The sequence below is a fragment of the Pelatocladus sp. BLCC-F211 genome, from assembly GCF_041928655.1.
Taxonomy (GTDB): domain Bacteria; phylum Cyanobacteriota; class Cyanobacteriia; order Cyanobacteriales; family Nostocaceae; genus Pelatocladus.
Genome location: NZ_JBHFLM010000072.1, coordinates 1 through 16863, shown reverse-complemented (window position 1 = coordinate 16863; position 16863 = coordinate 1). Strand labels below are relative to the sequence as shown.

The 16863-nt window shown below is 37.1% G+C and carries 12 protein-coding genes and 1 pseudogene; 9 read left to right on the top strand and 4 right to left on the bottom strand.

The features are described from left to right. Positions 1 to 14: 14 nt before the first annotated feature. Complete coding sequence (thrC, locus tag ACE1AT_RS08380; RefSeq protein ID WP_374867199.1) at positions 15 to 1115, bottom strand: threonine synthase; 1101 nt, start codon at positions 1113 to 1115, stop codon at positions 15 to 17. A 429-nt stretch (positions 1116 to 1544) separates the two neighbouring features. Here thrC and ACE1AT_RS08375 point away from each other — a divergent pair, with 429 nt between their 5' ends. After that, positions 1545 to 1730, top strand: a complete 186-nt coding sequence (locus ACE1AT_RS08375; RefSeq protein WP_374867197.1) for a hypothetical protein — start codon at positions 1545 to 1547, stop codon at positions 1728 to 1730. A gap of 251 nt (positions 1731 to 1981) precedes the next feature. On the opposite strand, the gene ACE1AT_RS08370 is transcribed toward ACE1AT_RS08375, so the two are convergent. Further along, positions 1982 to 2323, bottom strand: a complete 342-nt coding sequence (locus ACE1AT_RS08370) for a hypothetical protein (protein WP_374867195.1) — start codon at positions 2321 to 2323, stop codon at positions 1982 to 1984. A gap of 185 nt (positions 2324 to 2508) precedes the next feature. On the opposite strand from ACE1AT_RS08370, the gene ACE1AT_RS08365 reads away from it, so the two are divergent. Together ACE1AT_RS08365 and ACE1AT_RS08360 are read left to right on the top strand one after the other, a co-directional pair. Then, on the top strand, positions 2509 to 4191 hold the full coding sequence (locus ACE1AT_RS08365; protein WP_374867193.1) for an iron uptake porin: 1683 nt from the start codon (positions 2509 to 2511) through the stop codon (positions 4189 to 4191). A 373-nt stretch (positions 4192 to 4564) separates the two neighbouring features. Further along, complete coding sequence (locus ACE1AT_RS08360; protein ID WP_374867190.1) at positions 4565 to 4879, top strand: hypothetical protein; 315 nt, start codon at positions 4565 to 4567, stop codon at positions 4877 to 4879. Positions 4880 to 4910: 31 nt separating this feature from the next. Here ACE1AT_RS08360 and ACE1AT_RS08355 read toward each other — a convergent pair whose 3' ends face one another. Next, positions 4911 to 6182, bottom strand: a complete 1272-nt coding sequence (locus ACE1AT_RS08355) for a glycosyltransferase family 4 protein (RefSeq protein ID WP_374867187.1) — start codon at positions 6180 to 6182, stop codon at positions 4911 to 4913. Between the two features lie 137 nt (positions 6183 to 6319). On the opposite strand from ACE1AT_RS08355, the gene ACE1AT_RS08350 reads away from it, so the two are divergent. The 6 genes and pseudogenes from ACE1AT_RS08350 (at position 6320) to ACE1AT_RS08325 (ending at position 13943) form a co-directional block, all read left to right on the top strand. Continuing rightward, the gene (locus tag ACE1AT_RS08350; protein WP_374867185.1) at positions 6320 to 7339 is read left to right on the top strand and encodes an Npun_R2821/Npun_R2822 family protein; all 1020 of its coding nucleotides are present in this window, start codon (positions 6320 to 6322) and stop codon (positions 7337 to 7339) included. A gap of 215 nt (positions 7340 to 7554) precedes the next feature. Further along, the gene (locus ACE1AT_RS08345) at positions 7555 to 8502 is read left to right on the top strand and encodes a glycosyltransferase family 2 protein (protein ID WP_374867182.1); all 948 of its coding nucleotides are present in this window, start codon (positions 7555 to 7557) and stop codon (positions 8500 to 8502) included. 121 nt (positions 8503 to 8623) lie between these two features. Further along, positions 8624 to 9421, top strand: a complete 798-nt coding sequence (locus ACE1AT_RS08340) for a transcription factor RcaD (protein ID WP_374867180.1) — start codon at positions 8624 to 8626, stop codon at positions 9419 to 9421. Positions 9422 to 9482: 61 nt separating this feature from the next. Continuing rightward, on the top strand, positions 9483 to 11540 hold the full coding sequence (locus ACE1AT_RS08335; RefSeq protein ID WP_374867178.1) for an ATP-binding protein: 2058 nt from the start codon (positions 9483 to 9485) through the stop codon (positions 11538 to 11540). 10 nt (positions 11541 to 11550) lie between these two features. Beyond that, positions 11551 to 12895: pseudogene (locus ACE1AT_RS08330) on the top strand (FtsK/SpoIIIE domain-containing protein). Positions 12896 to 13046: 151 nt separating this feature from the next. Further along, on the top strand, positions 13047 to 13943 hold the full coding sequence (locus tag ACE1AT_RS08325; protein WP_017309376.1) for a ParA family protein: 897 nt from the start codon (positions 13047 to 13049) through the stop codon (positions 13941 to 13943). 144 nt (positions 13944 to 14087) lie between these two features. Here the strand turns inward: ACE1AT_RS08325 and ACE1AT_RS08320 are convergent, their stop codons facing one another. Next, the gene (locus ACE1AT_RS08320; protein WP_374867175.1) at positions 14088 to 16445 is read right to left on the bottom strand and encodes a tetratricopeptide repeat protein; all 2358 of its coding nucleotides are present in this window, start codon (positions 16443 to 16445) and stop codon (positions 14088 to 14090) included. Positions 16446 to 16863 lie beyond the last annotated feature (418 nt).

Below are 16863 nucleotides of genomic sequence, written 5' to 3'. Positions count from 1 at the left end.
TGGGAAGTAGAGAATTAGAAATTAGACAATCCCATCGCCGTAGCTACAGCATCAACTTCCGCCTCAATACCTTGTTTAAATTGACTGTTGCTGTGTTTAATGGCTGTATCTGGGTCTTTTAAACCATTACCGGTGAGGACGCAAACCACTGTTGCACCTGTGGGAACTTGGTCTTTAACCTGTAGCAAACCTGCCACAGAAGCTGCGCTGGCTGGTTCGCAGAAAATTCCTTCTTCTGATGCTAAGAGACGATAGGCGTCGAGGATTTCGTCATCGGTGACAGAATGGAAATTCCCCATACTGGCTGATTTGACAGCTACGGCTTTTTCCCAACTAGCAGGATTACCAATTCTAATGGCTGTGGCGAGTGTTTCTGGATGGGGTATTGGTTCTCCCTTCACCAAGGGCGCTGCACCAGCTGCTTGAAAACCCATCATCCGGGGTAAGCGATCGCACTTCCCAATTTGATGATATTGACAAAATCCCATCCAATATGCTGTGATATTTCCCGCATTACCTACGGGAATGCATAGCCAATCGGGAGTGTTACCTAAGACATCAACAATTTCAAATGCTGCGGTTTTCTGCCCCTCTAAACGGTAAGGATTGACTGAATTCACCAAAGTGACTGGATAGGTTTCAGCCATTTCCCGGACTATTTCTAAAGCACGGTCAAAGTTACCTTGAATTGCTAGTACTTCTGCACCATACAATAGTGCCTGCGCCAATTTACCCAAGGCTACATAACCATCGGGGATCAATACAAAAGCACGCATTCCGCCACGGCGAGCATAGGCTGCTGCTGCTGCTGAGGTGTTACCTGTGCTAGCACAAATCACCGCCTTCGCCCCTGCTTCTTTGGCTTTGGAAATTGCCATTGTCATACCCCGGTCTTTGAAGCTACCAGTAGGGTTAAGACCGTCGTATTTGACAAAAACACGTACTTGTCTGCCAATGCGTTGTGCGATCGCAGGCGCTGGAATCAAGGGAGTGTTACCCTCCAGCAGAGTCACAACTGGTGTTGCTTCGCTGACAGGCAAGTAGTCGCGATACTGCTCTATAAGTCCGGGCCAGGGTTGGCGATGAGATGTAGTTGCAGACAGGCTCAAGGTCACGAGTTTTCAGGGCTTGTTATTGTTAAATATTTTTGGGTGTTGGGTGTTGGTTGTTGGGTATTAGGTGTTGAGTGTCGGTTGTTGGTTGTTTAGAAATCACTAACAAACAACACATGTCAAACCCAAACAACAAATAACCATACAACAAACAAATTATTCGTAGAATGTCAGTTTATCGTTTTAGATGTATCTCTGGGAAGGTTTGCGCCACATTTTTTGACACTTCCAATACACCCCACACACCCCAAACATCCTAGTAGCCCCAATTCCAGAGGAACAAAGTTATGTTTGTCTAGTCAATGACTGCACATGTAAAAGATCGAATTACAAGGAAAAGAAAAAATTATATTATTTTTTAATAATTCTTTAAACTTTCCTATTATAATATCTTTGATGGTGTGAGTTGAGTTACGGATAACTTAGTAAGCAATGTCTACATCTAGTATTTCTGAACGCGAATCCCATACAGCTTGGGCAACAAAGCTAGAGAAGTGTTTTAATCAAGTAGATCAGCAAGTTAAATTTATGCACTTGCAAGCAGAGGTGGATTGTCTGCTACAGCAGTTGCAGAACTTGAAAATGCAAAAATTGGCAGCCACTGACACTGAAGAATAACAGTATCTCAAAACAAAAGCTCGCCTCTGATAAGTACTGTTTAGAGATGCCAGTGGTAGATCGCAACTCTGGGTATTCATAGTTGTATTTATTGGCAGTCTCTACCAGTACACTAATTTAGTGTCAGTGTGGATTTGGCGATCGCAACTGAAAATTATTGAAAATTTTACTGAAAATAAATAGTCAATTTACTAATTCATTTACCAGTTAGTTATCAGCAAAAAGCTAGCTTTTTGATAACTGATAAATGTTCACTGTTCCTCGTGGCTGACAGATTGTACCCATGCAGGCAAAAGTTGATTTAGCCAAGTGACTTTATCAGGATTGATCATCAATTCAATACTAACCCAGGCAAAAGCCGCGACTAAGCAAGCGCTACCTAATAAGATGGCGATCGCCACTTTTGACGCCAACCCAGAGGAATTTTGCTGAGTCTTAACTTTTCGGCGCAGAAGCGGACGCCCATCTGGTTGAGAACTTGGCGTGGGAACTTGGGATGTTTTGACGATTTTCTTAGGTTTTTTGACAATTCGTTTTTTAGTTTTGTTTGCAGCAGATGGTTTTGGGGCTGGGTTTGGTGGGTGGTTAACCATACTTAATTTTTCAGTAAATCTAGCAAGACTTTTTGATTATTTTTTTCTTTTATACTCCCGTTCTGGAGATATTGCCCAGAAATAAAAAGTGTAAATTTGTACAAATCAGTAATTTTACTAATGACGTTAAAAAGGTATTTTGAATAAGCTCTATCGTTGAGTGTGTGTGAGCGAAGTGTAAAAAGTTGAACGAAAGTCAAAGTAGGGTAATTGCGTGCGTATTAGTAGCGATAGTTAACGGATTTCCCACGCCAGCGATCGCTATTCCCGTAGAAAAGCTGAGAGAATTAGCGGAGAATTTTTCCTCTAGTTCTCCTCCTTCCTTAGCAGCATCAGATCAATTCACTTCCCTTGATGATCCGATGGCGCAAGTGACATCAGTATCTCAACTGCGGGATGTACAACCTACAGACTGGGTATTCGGTGCATTGCAATCTTTGGTAGAAAGATATGGTTGCATTGCAGGTTATCCCAACCAGACTTATCGTGGCGATCGCTCCATGACTCGCTATGAGTTTGCAGCTGGACTGAATGCTTGCTTAGATCGAGTCAATGAATTGATCGCCAAAGCGACAGGTGATTTAGTTAAGCGCGAAGATTTAATTACTTTAAAAAAATTACAGGAAGAATTCGCAACCGAATTAGCTGCTGTACGAGGTCGAGTTGATAATTTAGAAGTGCGTACTGCTGAAATTACCGCTAACCAATTCTCCCCGACAACCAAACTCAGTGGTATTACTATAGTTGGTATTCAAGGACGCACTGACAACCGTGCTGACATTAATCCCAGAGACGGGAAAAAAGATACAGATGATGCTGGTACAAATATCAATATTATCAACTATAGCCAGCTATATTTAACTAGCCAATTCACTCCCAATAGCTATCTATTGACAAGTCTCATCGCGGGTAATGGTTCGACAGCACCCAGGTTAAGCAACGATGTTTATCTTGGTTACGAATACCCCACAGATAATCAGTTAAGTATATATGACTTGAATTTTCACTGGCTTGTTGCTGACAACTTAGCGATTGTAGCAGGAGTGCAAGGTATAAATATGCCTAGTGCTTTCCGTGGTCCCAACCGAGCAGAAAGCGGAGCAACAGGCCCATTGTCATATTTTGCCCAAAGGAACCCAATTTTAGATATTGGATTCAACGGAGGTGGTATTGCTGTTGATTGGCAATTTGCCAAACGTGCTAGCTTACAGGCTCTTTATGCTAGTAACACACCTGCAAATCCTGGCAAAGGTAGCGGCTTATTTGATGGTAACACAACCACTGGCGTGCAATTATTACTGACACCATCTGATAGTATTGATGTCAGTTTGTATTATGTAAATAATTATTCATCAGATGGATGTTTGCTGACTTACTTAGGTGATGATTGCTTAACAGCAGTTAATCCCAATACTGGCAAATCAGAACCATTACAAACTAATGCTATTGGTAGTTCTGTTAATTGGCAAATCTCACCCCAGGTGACTTTAGGCGGTTGGTTTGGTTATACAAATTCTCACATTCCTGGTAAATCAGGAAATGTAGAGACTACAAATTACATGGTGTATCTTAATTTCCCTGATTTATTTGTCAAAGGTAATTTAGGTGGAATTTATTTCGGACAGCCTCCTAAAATTACTAGTAGTGATTTACCTGTTGGAAATAATGTCCCTGATTATATAAATACAGGTTTAGGGCGTCCAGGGGGTCAGCCAGGAACAACCAATCAAATTGAAGCTTTTTATCGCTTTCAGATCACAGATAATATCAGTATCACACCAGGAATCATTCACATCTGGGAACCTGCTCAAACTCCCGATAGCGACTCAATTACAATCGGTGTGTTGCGGACTAGCTTCACTTTTTAGATCGAAAAACTTTCTTGATCTTGAATTTGTATTCATAAAGAGTTCATAAAATCATTTTATTTGGGATAAAACCTACGAATTCATAAGCTTTTCAACAAGCAAAAAAATAAATTCTATATTTCCGAGAATTTTCTCTGGTTGAAACCATTTCAAAAAATATAAATTATTAAATAGTTGTTGATGCATACATCACAACATATACATTACAAGTTTGTAGTAAGCACTTTAGTGCTTAAATCGCATTACTCCAAAAAATTGATGTGGTAAACCATGAGGACGTGAATAGGTAGTAATTAGAAGTTCAACTAATAACTACTATCTATTAACTAATAACGGCATTTAAACAAAATTTGTAACGAAATTAATTAACCCAATGTGTCAATATCTCTATAATCTACTAGCATTATTTCTAGTAGCTGGTTCTACTATGCTGGTTATTCCCTGTCAAGCTCAAAATATCCCAGAATCCAATCTAGAAAATAGCAATAGTAATCTAATATCCGCATCATCTCAATTTGATGCTGCCAACACAAATATAAAATCTAGCTTGAGTAATGGTGATGATTCCAGTAATAATCAACTCCAAGTGATTTCTGAGTCAACTATTACTGAACAAACTACCACTAAAGCTAACCAGCGTATTCCCATATCTAGTAGAATCTTTGCTGTGCCTTCAATGCAACAGTGAAATAAATTTCTGGCTGATAGTTTAAACCTGCTCAAGCAGGTTGATTTTTTATATTTTTACCTTCCACGCTTCTATACTCTAGCTCTAAGGTATCAATACAAATTTGTTCGTAGCGTTTACCTGCACTTTCCCAAGTGAATTCATTTTCGATCAATTGTCTACCGTTATAAGATAATTCATCTCGTAGTTGTGAGTTACTAAATAGGTGACTAATGGCGCTAATATATTCAGCTGGATGATTTGCTCGTAGTGCGGTGAGTGGAACATCGGCGCCATCCACAGCTAATCCTTCTAAACCGCGATCGCTTGCTACTATTGGTACACCAGCAGCCATTGCTTCTAAGGTTTTATTTTTAATTCCAAATCCTGTCCGCATCGGTACAACGCAGACAGTAGCTTTATGCAAGTACTCTACCATTGAAGGTACACGTCCGGTGACAGTAATTCCTGGTTTTGCTTGTAGTGCTAAAACTTCTGGTACAGGACGAGAACCAACGATATCAAAAGTTGCATCTGGATAACGTTGTTGAACTTTTGGTAAAACTTCGTTGCTGAAAAAGCAGACAGCATCTATATTCGCTAAATTATCCATCGCACCGATAAAAACTAAACGGTGTCCTACTGGATCTTTGATGCGGTACGGAAATGACTCTAAATCGACACCGTTAGGAATGACGGAAATCTCAGCATCGGGATTAAATTCTTGCAGTTGAATTTTATCCTCTTGTGTTGTCGCTGCGATCGCCGAAAATTTAGAACAGTAGCGTTGCTCGTAACGTCGTAGTAAAGATAAGTTGATTCTATCTCGCCAAGGATTTTCAGAAATCCCAATTTCTAGCTGGTTACGACAGGTTCCATAAACAGAACTATGGACATTAACTATAGTTCTTACCTGTTTTTTAAAATGGGGTTTTATATAGATTTCATTAGCGCTATGTTCGCAGGTAATAACATCACATTTACCTGCTTGTACAAAATTATCAATCCACTCTTGCATTTCCACAGAATACCGATTTAAGACACTCGGCGGAATTCCTTCTCGCAAAAAATTAGTGAAACGTTGAATTTTCTTGACTATACCGCCACTACTTCCAAAATCAGGAGGACGGTTAAATACAACTAAATTATTTACCCAATTTTGTAACTCTGTAATCTCTGCTTCTGTGACATCAGCTTCCCGTTGAGTTACCAGGGTAATAGCATGGCGCTGACGAAGATACTTGAGTAAGTTAAACGTTCGTACCTGTGTTCCTCCCCGCGTTGGTGGATAAGGAAAAGTAGAAGATATCATCAAAATGTTCATAAAGGAATTTATTTGGGAACAATATTGATCAGTGCAGTAATGTATATAGAATGACCTGTTGATATAGTTTATGTCATCATCTAAAACTCTATGTATTTGAGCTACTTATAAATTTCATCCCCAGATCCTCTTTCCGTATGAAAAAAGCTGGTATTTATACTCTTGCCAATGATGCTGTTTATGATCAGTTAGTTGCATTATTAAATAGTATTGAAAGAAATATTAGCCCCGAAATCCCAGTTTGTATCATTCCCTATAATCAACAATTAAAGAGAATTACAGAAGAAATTAAGTCTAGACCTCATGTCAGTCTTTTTAACAATTGGGAGTCAATTCAACGTTGGGATGATTTTGTTAATCAAGTATGGAATGCTCATCCTAGAGCTAGAGAATCTCAGTTAAATCGTCCTGGCTGGTTTAAAGGTTTTGTCCATAGAAAATTCGCTGCGTTTGATGGAGATTTTGCAAGATTCATATTTTATGACGCTGACAGCCTAGCCATGAAACCAATTGATGATGTCTTAACAAAACTAGACAATTACGATTTAGTTTTTGATGATTGGGAACATGACAAGCCTGAAGCAGCTACAGATATTAATCTTAAACTTGCAGCAAGTGCAACTAATCTGACAGAAGCTCAATTACGTTCTAGAATTCATTGCAATAGTTTTTATGCTTCCCATCAGGGACTATTTGGAAGTGAAGAATTAAATAATTTAATGGATCGCTTAATTGACAAGAGAGAAATTGAATGGATTAGTCAAAAGTTTTGGTGGTCAAGTTCAGCTTTATTCAATTACATGACTATAGATAGTAAGTATTCTATCTTTAACTATACTCTTAGCCCTAATGGTAAAGACAGAACTGGAAACTGTGCGAATGCAGATCCGTTTGTAAATATTGACAATATTCTTTACAACCAAGAGGATTTAAAACCTATTCATCGCATTCATTATATGAGCTATCCTGCGAGTGATTTTGCTCGTTTATGTTGTGGTGAAGATGTTGATATTCGTTATCGAGAGGAGTTCTTGTATTATCGATTTCTTAAACAATTAGATCAAAAACCACGGCGATTTAAACCGCCAAGTATGACGGCAAAAACGAATCGATATTTCAAAAAAATTATGAATAAAATTAAGAGAAGTATTGCTTGATTTGATGATGATATATAATGGCTATTTTAAATTTAAAAAACCCACACAAACTGTAAGTTTGGGACTTTATAGACAAAGCAATGAGTCCGCGTAGGTGGACTTGGTTTGTGTAGCCGCGATTTCTAATCGCCTGGTATTTTTCAATAATTGGGATCTTGCCTACAGATAGACACAGATAGAATTCTAATTAGTATTTTTAATATTTATAGGATAATATGACCAAAATTAGTATTTGTATTCCAACTTTTAACCGAGTTAAACTTTTACCTTTTGCTATTGACAGCGTACTACAGCAGACTTATCACGATTTAGAATTAATCATTTGTGATGATGGTTCTCGTGATGGTACGCCCAAATTAATTGCACAATACACAGATAGCCGAATTAGATATATTCGACATTCACAAAATATCGGGAAAAGTAATAATATGCGGTCTGGTTTTGAGGCTGCTACAGGTGAATATTTTATCAAATTTGATGATGATGATAGATTAACACCAGATTTTTTAGAACGTACTGTTAATATTTTAGATCAAGACCATAGTATTGATTTTGTTGGTACTGATCACTGGATTATTGATATTAACAATATTAGAGATGAGGCAAAAACTCAAGAAAATTCTCGTCGCTGGGGTAGAGCAAATTTAGCCGCAGGTGTTGTAGATAATTTATTAGAAATTGTCTTTATTCAGCAAAGCTTTCAAATTGGTGCAACTTTATTTCGTCGTCAAAGTTTATCAGAATTGGGGTTTATGCAACCTGATTGGCAAAATTGCGAAGACAATGATTTATTTGTGCGGCTGGCTTTAGCTGGTAGGAAGGGTTATTATTTACCAGAGTTATTAATGGAATATCGCGTACATGCAGAACAGCAAGGAATCAATCGCGCTATTCCTTATTTGCAGGATAAATTGCGGTATTTAAGTAATTATAAATTTGAGTCAGAGAAGTTAGAAAAAGTTAGACTACAGCGTCTTGCAGAAACGCAGTTATTGTTAGGTTTGCGGTTAATTGAAAAAGGAGAAATTCAAAAAGGTAGAGAGTTAGTTGTCGCAGGTAAATCTTTTTCTCATGCTAAGGCGTGGACTGGGTTAGGGTTATCGCTGTTACCCAAGGGTGTAAGGGGAAAGGGGTTTGAGGTATTGCGACAGGTGCGGGGGTAGTAAAGAAAGAATACAGCACTTTGCCTGATAGCATTAATTCTCGCTACGATGGTATGGGTGTGTCAACTATTGCCATTCGAGCTAGAGTAATGCTGATTCAGATATAGGTAAGATTACCCGCATGGAAACTAATGAATTAAAGTTTTTACTAAGGCTGTTGGGATGTTCCAGCTATCGATCAAGCCTTAGTGCTAGCATTTTCCAAAGCTTCAAAGGTAAAGACAAGATATGTCAAAATTTAGGCGATCGCGAACTGGTAGATTTTTCCCGTGAGATTGCGACAGTCAAGATTTTATCACCTGGTCAAGCACTGCTCAAACTTGACTCAGCAGAATTACCGATTACAGATAAAGAACGTAAAGTTTTAGAAAAGCTAAGTCAAACTTCAGGCAAAATCAATCCTAGTAAGATTACCTCACCAAAAGCCGCAGAACGAGACGCAATATTAAAAAATCTGAGCGATCGCGGATTGATTGAAGTTGAACTTAAAATCAAGAGGACGAAAGCTGAGGTTTGGCTGACTGAACGCGGAATTGAGTATTTGCGGGATGATTATAGTCCCAAAGGAGCCGCAAACATCAGCTTGGATCTACTAAATAATTACCTGCGCTTTTTGCGGAAAACTTTGAAAGGTGTTGAGACGAATATCAATATCAGTGATGAAGAAATTTTAGAAATCATCCAGAAATTAGATAAAGAGCTTGGAACTGATAATTATTTGCCGATATTCCATTTGCGGCAAAAATTGCAACCCCCATTATCACGGGATGATTTGGATAAGGCGCTGTATCGTTTGCAAGCAAAAGACCTAATAGATTTAAGTACCTTGCAAGAAGCTAACGCCTACACCACAGAACAGATAGAAGCCGGAATTCCTCAAAACATTTGTGGACCACTGTTCTTTATTATCGTGAATTGAAATTTTTACAACTCACCACTAATCTTTAAATGTAGTTCGCTCTTTACACAAATATCTAAACATGGCAACTATTGACGACATTATTAAAAGTGAAATAAATCCTTTTAACCTGATTAATATAAAACCAATGAATTTTTGGGAGGAAAAACAGAACCCATCCCTTACAGTTGATTCTATTCATAGAGAGGTTATTAGTGAAATTGAAGAATTTCTAGATTTAGTAATGATAGATCATCGCAGTCGTTCTATTTTACTCACAGGTGATCCAGGTTCTGGTAAAAGTCATTTATTAGGTCGTCTAAAACAGACCTTGAATTCTAAAGCTTTTTTTGTCTACATACTTTGTGACTGGGCTGATAGTGGTAATATTTGGCGTCATGTGCTTCGGTGTACTGTTGATAGCTTAATTCAAATTCCAGAAGAACAACAAGAATCTCAATTAATCTTGTGGTTAAAAAGCTTGTCTGCTTTCACCAAACATAACCTCAAACAAAGATTTTTTAATGATAGTATTTGGGAATTTTTACTAAGTGATCGACAAAAATTTATCAAACATCTCAAGGAAACCTATAAAACAGCACGTATATATAATCCTGATATGTTTTTTGGAGTTTTGCATGACCTCACCAATCCAGAACTATATTCTCTAGCTTGTGAGTGGTTACGAGGTGATTGCTTGAGTGAAGAATCAATGCAAGCTCTAAAAGTTAAATACTGCATTGAAACAGAAGACGAAGCTAAAAGTATGTTAGCTAATTTTGGCAGAATTTCTACAGAAACTCAACCCATAGTTTTGTGTTTTGATAATTTAGATACCATGCCTAAGTTAGCAGATGGTTTTCTTGACATACAACATTTTTTTGATGTAAACACAACTATTCACGGTGAAAATCTCAAAAATTTTTTAATAATCATTAGTGTTATTACTAATACATGGAACCGTCACGTTAATAGAATTCAGCCAGCAGATAAAGCAGGAATTCATAAATTAATTAGGTTAAAACCAATTACACTTGAGCAGGCAGAAACAATCTGGGCTTATCTTCTCAAACCACTACATCAACAACCTAATACTCGACCAGAATCATCTATTTATCCATTAGAGCGAGATGTATTAGAGAAAAATTTTCCTGCTGGGAAAACTTACCCTAGAAATGTAATTAATTTGGGACTAGTAGAATATCAAAACTACAAAATTTATATATTGACAGGGAATAATCCGAATGGAGATAAAGAAGTAGAACCTAGACCAATAATAGATCGGAAGGCAGAATTTCAGCTTCTATGGCAGCAGGAACTTAAGAAAATTCAAAGTAAGATAGCTAGGATATGCCTTTTATCATCATCTGATTTAATCAGGATGGTACAAGAGGCTTTAGAAGCATTACAAATACAATCAATTAAGCCAAAACTGATCAAAGGTAAATACGCTAGTTATTCTTTAAGTTATCAAACACCCAATAAGCAAGACAGAATAGGAATAGTTTGGACAGAAGATGCTAACATGACAAGCTTTTTCCATATCATGAATGCTTGTCAAAAAGTAATTCAAGAAAATATTTTTCAAAAATTATATTTGATTAGAATTGGCAGTGTAGGAAACGCAAAACTTGCTGGTTATAAAATCTATAATCAAATTTTCAAAGGAACAAATCATCATCACATTAAGCCAAATATCTCTTCTGTTCATTACTTAGCAACATACCATAGCTTAGTAAATTCTGCTGTCGCTCAGGAATTGGTGCTTGGTGGTAAAGCTATCACTTTACAGGAACTGCAATCTTTAACTCGTGAAACTGAAATTTTACATAAATGTGCTTTGTTGCAGGATTTAGGGATTATTTCTAAACAAGATCCTGATGGAGATGATAGTAATGGTACAAATGGCAAAAAAGATTTACGACCAGTTAAAGAATTTATGTTCAATCTAGTTACAACCCAAAGTTATATGGGTGTAGTAACTTTAATATCACAATCTGTTCATCAGTTTTCTTATGTTAATGAAACTGAAATCAAATACTTGATTGATTTATTATGTCAAGAACGTAAAGTGAAAATTATTAATCCCAAAGCTAAGTTACAAGACCAATTAATTTGTCTACTAAATAAAAATAATTAATTTTTAGCTAATGCAATACCTGAATGAATCTCATGCAATTAGGACGCAGATAGAAAAACTTGCACTGTATACAACTCTATGGTTAGATACAGAAATTGCAGATTGGCATACTTATTATCCAAAATTGTCATTAATTCAGGTACTGACAGAGCCTAACGATTATTCAGGAAAATCAGCTTATATTCTTGATGTATTAGGAAAGCCTGATTTGGTTTTACAGTTTATTAACCAAATCATGATTAATCCCAAAATTGAAAAGATATTTCATAATGCTAGTTTTGATTTAAAGTATTTAGGCGGTAATTCCGCACAAAATGTTACTTGTACTCTCAAAATAGCCAGAAAGATTGGTAAAGGTATTTTAGAAGTATCTAATTTGCAACTCAAGACATTAGCTACTGAATTATGTCACTTTTCTCATGTAGACAAAGAAGAACAGAGAAGTGATTGGAAAAAGCGTCCTTTAACAGAAAAGCAGCTACATTATGCAGCTATGGATACAGTATATTTAGCTGCTGTACATAGGCACTTGTTAGAATTTTGTAATCCGAATACTGTCAGTAATATTTTTGCTCATATGTCTAATACCTCAAAAGACTCAAAAGATTTATTTAGAAACTTATCTTTATCTGCTACTAAAGCCAGAGTTGCTTTTGAGTGTCCTCGCCTATTTTATTTACATCAGCATTTTGGTGGCAATAGTTTATTTATGCCATCAGATAATAAGCTTGGTATTGGTAATGTATTTCATTATTTATCTGATCTATCGTTATTCTACACAACACCTTAAAATTGCCCTTGTCGATCCCAAACGAGTGACATTTCCAGAGTTTGAGCAGATGTCATGGTTATATGCACCTGTTGTCAAAGATGGCGATCGCGCTATTGAATTAATGGATGAACTGGTAACAGAAATGGAAACTCGCTACCAGCAGTTTGAAAAAGCCGGATGTGCTGATCTAACTACATATCATCAAAGATCTCGCCAACCTTTACCTCGGATTGTCTGTATTTTTGATGAATACGCCGATTTTATGGCGGAAAAGGAAATTCGCACAGCATTAGAACAAAATATTAAACGATTGGGTGCAATGGCTAGAGCTGCTGGAATTCATCTGATTATTGCCACTCAACGCCCAGAAGCTAAAATAGTAACTCCCATTATTCGCTCAAATTTACCAGGGCGAGTCGCCCTACGTACTGCTAGTGAAGCAGATTCAAAAATTATTCTCGGAGGTACAGAAACAGCAGCTGCATATTTATTAGGTAAAGGTGATTTACTTTACCTAATTGGTTCTAAACTACAGAGGTTACAAAGTTTGTTTGCTAGTAATATTCAAATTCCTTCTATATAAACCAAACGCGCCCCTCGCTGGTATAATGCTGACTGCTCAATCAATAATTATTTTCGCAAGTCGGAAAATCTTAAAATTACCAAAAGTTTTGGCTCAACAACAGAACGTTGACGTCACTTAGATGGGAATGCGTGATCAAAGGATTTAAGAAATGGGATATGTAATTGCAACTGCAAATATGAAAGGTGGGGTTGGTAAAACAACTCTCAGCGTCAATATCGCAACTTGTTTAGCGAAAGAACATGGCAAACGAGTACTTGTGCTGGACTTAGATAGCCAAATTAGTGCAACACTTAGTCTCATGTCGCCGATGGAGTTTGCGAAGCGCCGGAAACATAGAAAGACATTTAGGTATCTGATAGATCAAATTATCAATCCAGAGCCAGAACAAAAACATACAATTCAAGACATAATTCAATCCCAGGTTTGTAATCTGCCAGGATTAGATTTATTACCAGGGGATATTGATTTGTATGATGAATTTGTAGTTTCGGAAATGCTGCATTACCAGGCGATTAATTTAGGTGTAACTGAGTTTGAAACTATTTGGAATCGTTTTGAAAGAGTCTTGCTGAGTAAAGTTTTAGAACCAGTACGTCAAGCATATGATTTTATCATTCTAGACTGCGCTCCAGGATATAATCTTTTGACTCGGAGTGCTTTAGCTACTAGCAATTTCTATATTCTTCCTGCGAAGCCTGAACCTTTGTCTGTAGTGGGTATTCAGTTATTAGAAAGACGCGTCGCCCAGTTAAAAGAAAGTCACGAACACGAAGCTAAAATAGATATTCAAATGCTGGGAATTGTCTTTACAATGTCGAATGCTAATTTGTTAACTGGTAGATACTACAAACAAGTGATGCAACGTGTTCATCAAGACTTTGGTGCAGAAAAAATATGTCAAACTCAAATTCCAGTTGATGTGAATGTTGCCAAAGCTGTTGATAGTTTTATGCCTGTGATTTTAAATGCTCCTCAATCATCAGGCTCCAAATCATTTTCTCAGTTAACCCAAGAATTGTTGCAAAAACTCAAAATGTATACATAGTTTTAACGAGAAAAGTTAGTTTGTAGTAAGCACTTTAGTGCTTACATTCAAGAGCTTACTACAAATCTAATTACGCTAATAATTCATCAACTGCAACACTAAAATTTTTAAGTAGTTTTTGATTGTAGACAAAATCACCAGAATTTAAAAATAGCCGATTGCTTTTTGTACTTTTTCGATTTGCTTGGGTGCTTGCATTTCTTGAAATAGACGAATTGCTTCTATGAAATTTTCCCTACTCTTATGCATTTCGCCTGTACGCTGGTAAGTTAATCCTAGTTGATAATAAGCATTAGCTAAATTAGCTTTAGCACCGATTTTTTGGAATATTTCTATCGTCTTTATGTGAAACGAGATCGCTGTGCTATGTTCTTGCTTTTCGCGATAAATTTCTGCTAGACAAGCGATCGCTCTGGCTTTAATTTGCGTAAAATTATTTTCTTCACAATGTAAAATAGTTTCTTGACAGATATATAAAGATTTTTCTAAATAACCTAAATTTTTGTAAGTAAATGCGAGAGTTGCAAAGCTGTGTCCGATTCCCCACAAAGTCATTCTGCTTGAGGAGGAAATAGAAAGATAGACATTTTCAGCCAGGGAAAAAGCTTCTGTTAGAGAACCAGAGCAAGAGTGAATATAAGCCAAAGAACACTGAGAATATATCATATAATCATCTAGAATGCTATCTTTTCCAATTAAAGAACAAACAGCATCAAAACATTCTTTAGCTTCTGAAATTTCCCATAATTCCAGCTTGCAAAGCCCTCTATTAAATACTAGAGAGGTTTTTGTCTGCTCAGAAACCAAATCTTGATCTACTATCGCTTCGATGATTTGGTAGCAGTGTATGGCTTGTGCAATTTCACCAATGATTCTGTATGTATAGCCCAGCATATTGTAAAGCTTGCTGAGGCTTTCTTGAGATTGAACATGAGCAATGATCCGAGTAATGACAAAAATAATTTTTTGGGGTAATCCAAGTTGATAAAAAGAACAGCCTAAAGGTAAACCAGTACCCCACTGTTTACCTCTACCTTTGATAATGACATTGGCAGCTTGTTCAAAATCTTCAATTTCTACATAATGATAATAAGCTTCTAATGCTGTCAAAGCATCTGTGATATTTTTAATTTCTGCTACTTGTTGTGTCCAAAATTCTGCGGCTTTGCGGTTAACTAATTCCCATTCGCAAGTAGACTTGAGTCTGGCGATCGCTTCTGTACGAATCACAGAATGCAACCAGTATTGTCCTTTTTTAGCTTCTATTAATGATAAATCTTGCAAAGCTCTAATCACACGTCGTCGTTGAGATTCGGCTACATCCCAAAGTAAACATAAAACACCTTCAATCGGTACTGATGTGATGTCTTGATAACGGTAGCAACCTAAACGACACAGTAATCTGTATGCTTCTATATTATTTTCCTGTAATCGATGAAATTGGGTAGTAACTAAATCATTCAATTGTTTTTCATTGAGTAAATCATGACTGTTTTCTTGCCAATAAGCATCTATATCACTGCTAAAATCTGTAGAAATTACACCCCGAATAATTTGCATGGCTTTGGCATTTCCTCCATAAGCTTTGCACATTTCACTTAAAGCAATGGAGTTAGAATCAACATTGTAGCTACTAAAAAACAGTCGCCATGCTTGCTCGTCTAGACCTTCTAAAGTGTAAGTATAAGTTTCTATACAAGATTCAGATAAGCGTTCGCGACTTGTGACTAAGGTAATTGAATGTACAGATGAATCGGTTAATACTCGCAATAGCTCCACATAAGCACGACGAGTATCAATCAATTTCCCATTTCTATCTAAAGCTGTTTCTAAGTTGTCAATAAATATACCGATTTGGGATTTTGGATCTCGTAATTTACGCCGTAGTCGCTCCAAGTTAATCCCAAATTCTCGTCCTGGTTCTTCATTAAAATCTCGCCGCAACCATTCTTCAACTACACTCTCTGCTGAAGTGATGTTTTGAGTGTCTGTAGCCATCCATAATTCTAGAACTTTGTCTAGTTTTTGAGTTTTAAAATACTTGCGTGCTAGGGTTGTCTTACCAACGCCGCCTTCTCCCTGAATCAGAATAACTTTGGCTCCTTGACGGATAATATCATTGAGTTCTGCTATTTCGCGATCGCGCCCCACAAAGTTAGAGTTAATCGTTTCTATTTGCAACTGCTTCACAAGCCCATTACCATTCTGATTCTGCAAATCTGCTTGCAAGTGTTGATTTCTCCACCTAGTAATTACCACTGCTTGAAAGTTAGATTTTGATACTCTTTCCCCAGTGATATTTGATAATATCTGCCAAAGTCTAGCCCCAACTGCTTTGAAGTGGGCTTCTGTATAACCTCGGCTTTCAGCCATTTCTAAATACGTAAGTGTTTCGTCTTCCCACAATTGACGAAAAATAATTCTTTGAATTTTATCTAAATGTTCCCCTGTATTAATAAAAACTAGACTTTCTAGAAACTCTAAAGCTTCTTCCGTATCCATTGCTAAATTAATGTATTATTTTATGTATTATAACGAGACTTTTCCTACTTTTTCCTACTACTAGGATGATAAAATACTTTTTTTGCTAGTAGGACAATACTTAATCCAACTGAAGATAAGTTTTTATTGTATTACCTTTGTAATCAAGAGCGGTCAATTTTAGCGACGCCAGACCGAATATGGTTGAGGAGAGTCTGAGGCGGATTTTGATAAACACTCTGTCTTTATGTATAAATATCATGATCACACCCGCCTGTAAAGTGCTTGAGCGTTGATTGTTAAACCTCGTCCATCTTGAAAAGAGGAGTTTTTCAAAAAGGACATTATGTAGGTTGGGTGGAACGGAGTGTAACCCAACATTAACCAGACTATAATGTTGGGTTTCGCTGTCGCTACACCCAACCTACAAAACTACAGT

Excerpts from the sequence above, each read along its gene's own strand:
- ACE1AT_RS08375 (WP_374867197.1), top strand. The coding sequence starts at position 1,545 with ATGTCTACATCTAGTATTTCTGAACGCGAATCCCATACAGCTTGGGCA.
- ACE1AT_RS08370 (WP_374867195.1), bottom strand. The coding sequence starts at position 2,323 with ATGGTTAACCACCCACCAAACCCAGCCCCAAAACCATCTGCTGCAAAC.
- ACE1AT_RS08360 (WP_374867190.1), top strand. The coding sequence starts at position 4,565 with ATGTGTCAATATCTCTATAATCTACTAGCATTATTTCTAGTAGCTGGT.
- ACE1AT_RS08355 (WP_374867187.1), bottom strand. The coding sequence starts at position 6,182 with ATGAACATTTTGATGATATCTTCTACTTTTCCTTATCCACCAACGCGG.
- ACE1AT_RS08350 (WP_374867185.1), top strand. The coding sequence starts at position 6,320 with ATGAAAAAAGCTGGTATTTATACTCTTGCCAATGATGCTGTTTATGAT.
- ACE1AT_RS08345 (WP_374867182.1), top strand. The coding sequence starts at position 7,555 with ATGACCAAAATTAGTATTTGTATTCCAACTTTTAACCGAGTTAAACTT.
- ACE1AT_RS08340 (WP_374867180.1), top strand. The coding sequence starts at position 8,624 with ATGGAAACTAATGAATTAAAGTTTTTACTAAGGCTGTTGGGATGTTCC.
- ACE1AT_RS08335 (WP_374867178.1), top strand. The coding sequence starts at position 9,483 with ATGGCAACTATTGACGACATTATTAAAAGTGAAATAAATCCTTTTAAC.
- ACE1AT_RS08325 (WP_017309376.1), top strand. The coding sequence starts at position 13,047 with ATGGGATATGTAATTGCAACTGCAAATATGAAAGGTGGGGTTGGTAAA.
- ACE1AT_RS08320 (WP_374867175.1), bottom strand. The coding sequence starts at position 16,445 with ATGGATACGGAAGAAGCTTTAGAGTTTCTAGAAAGTCTAGTTTTTATT.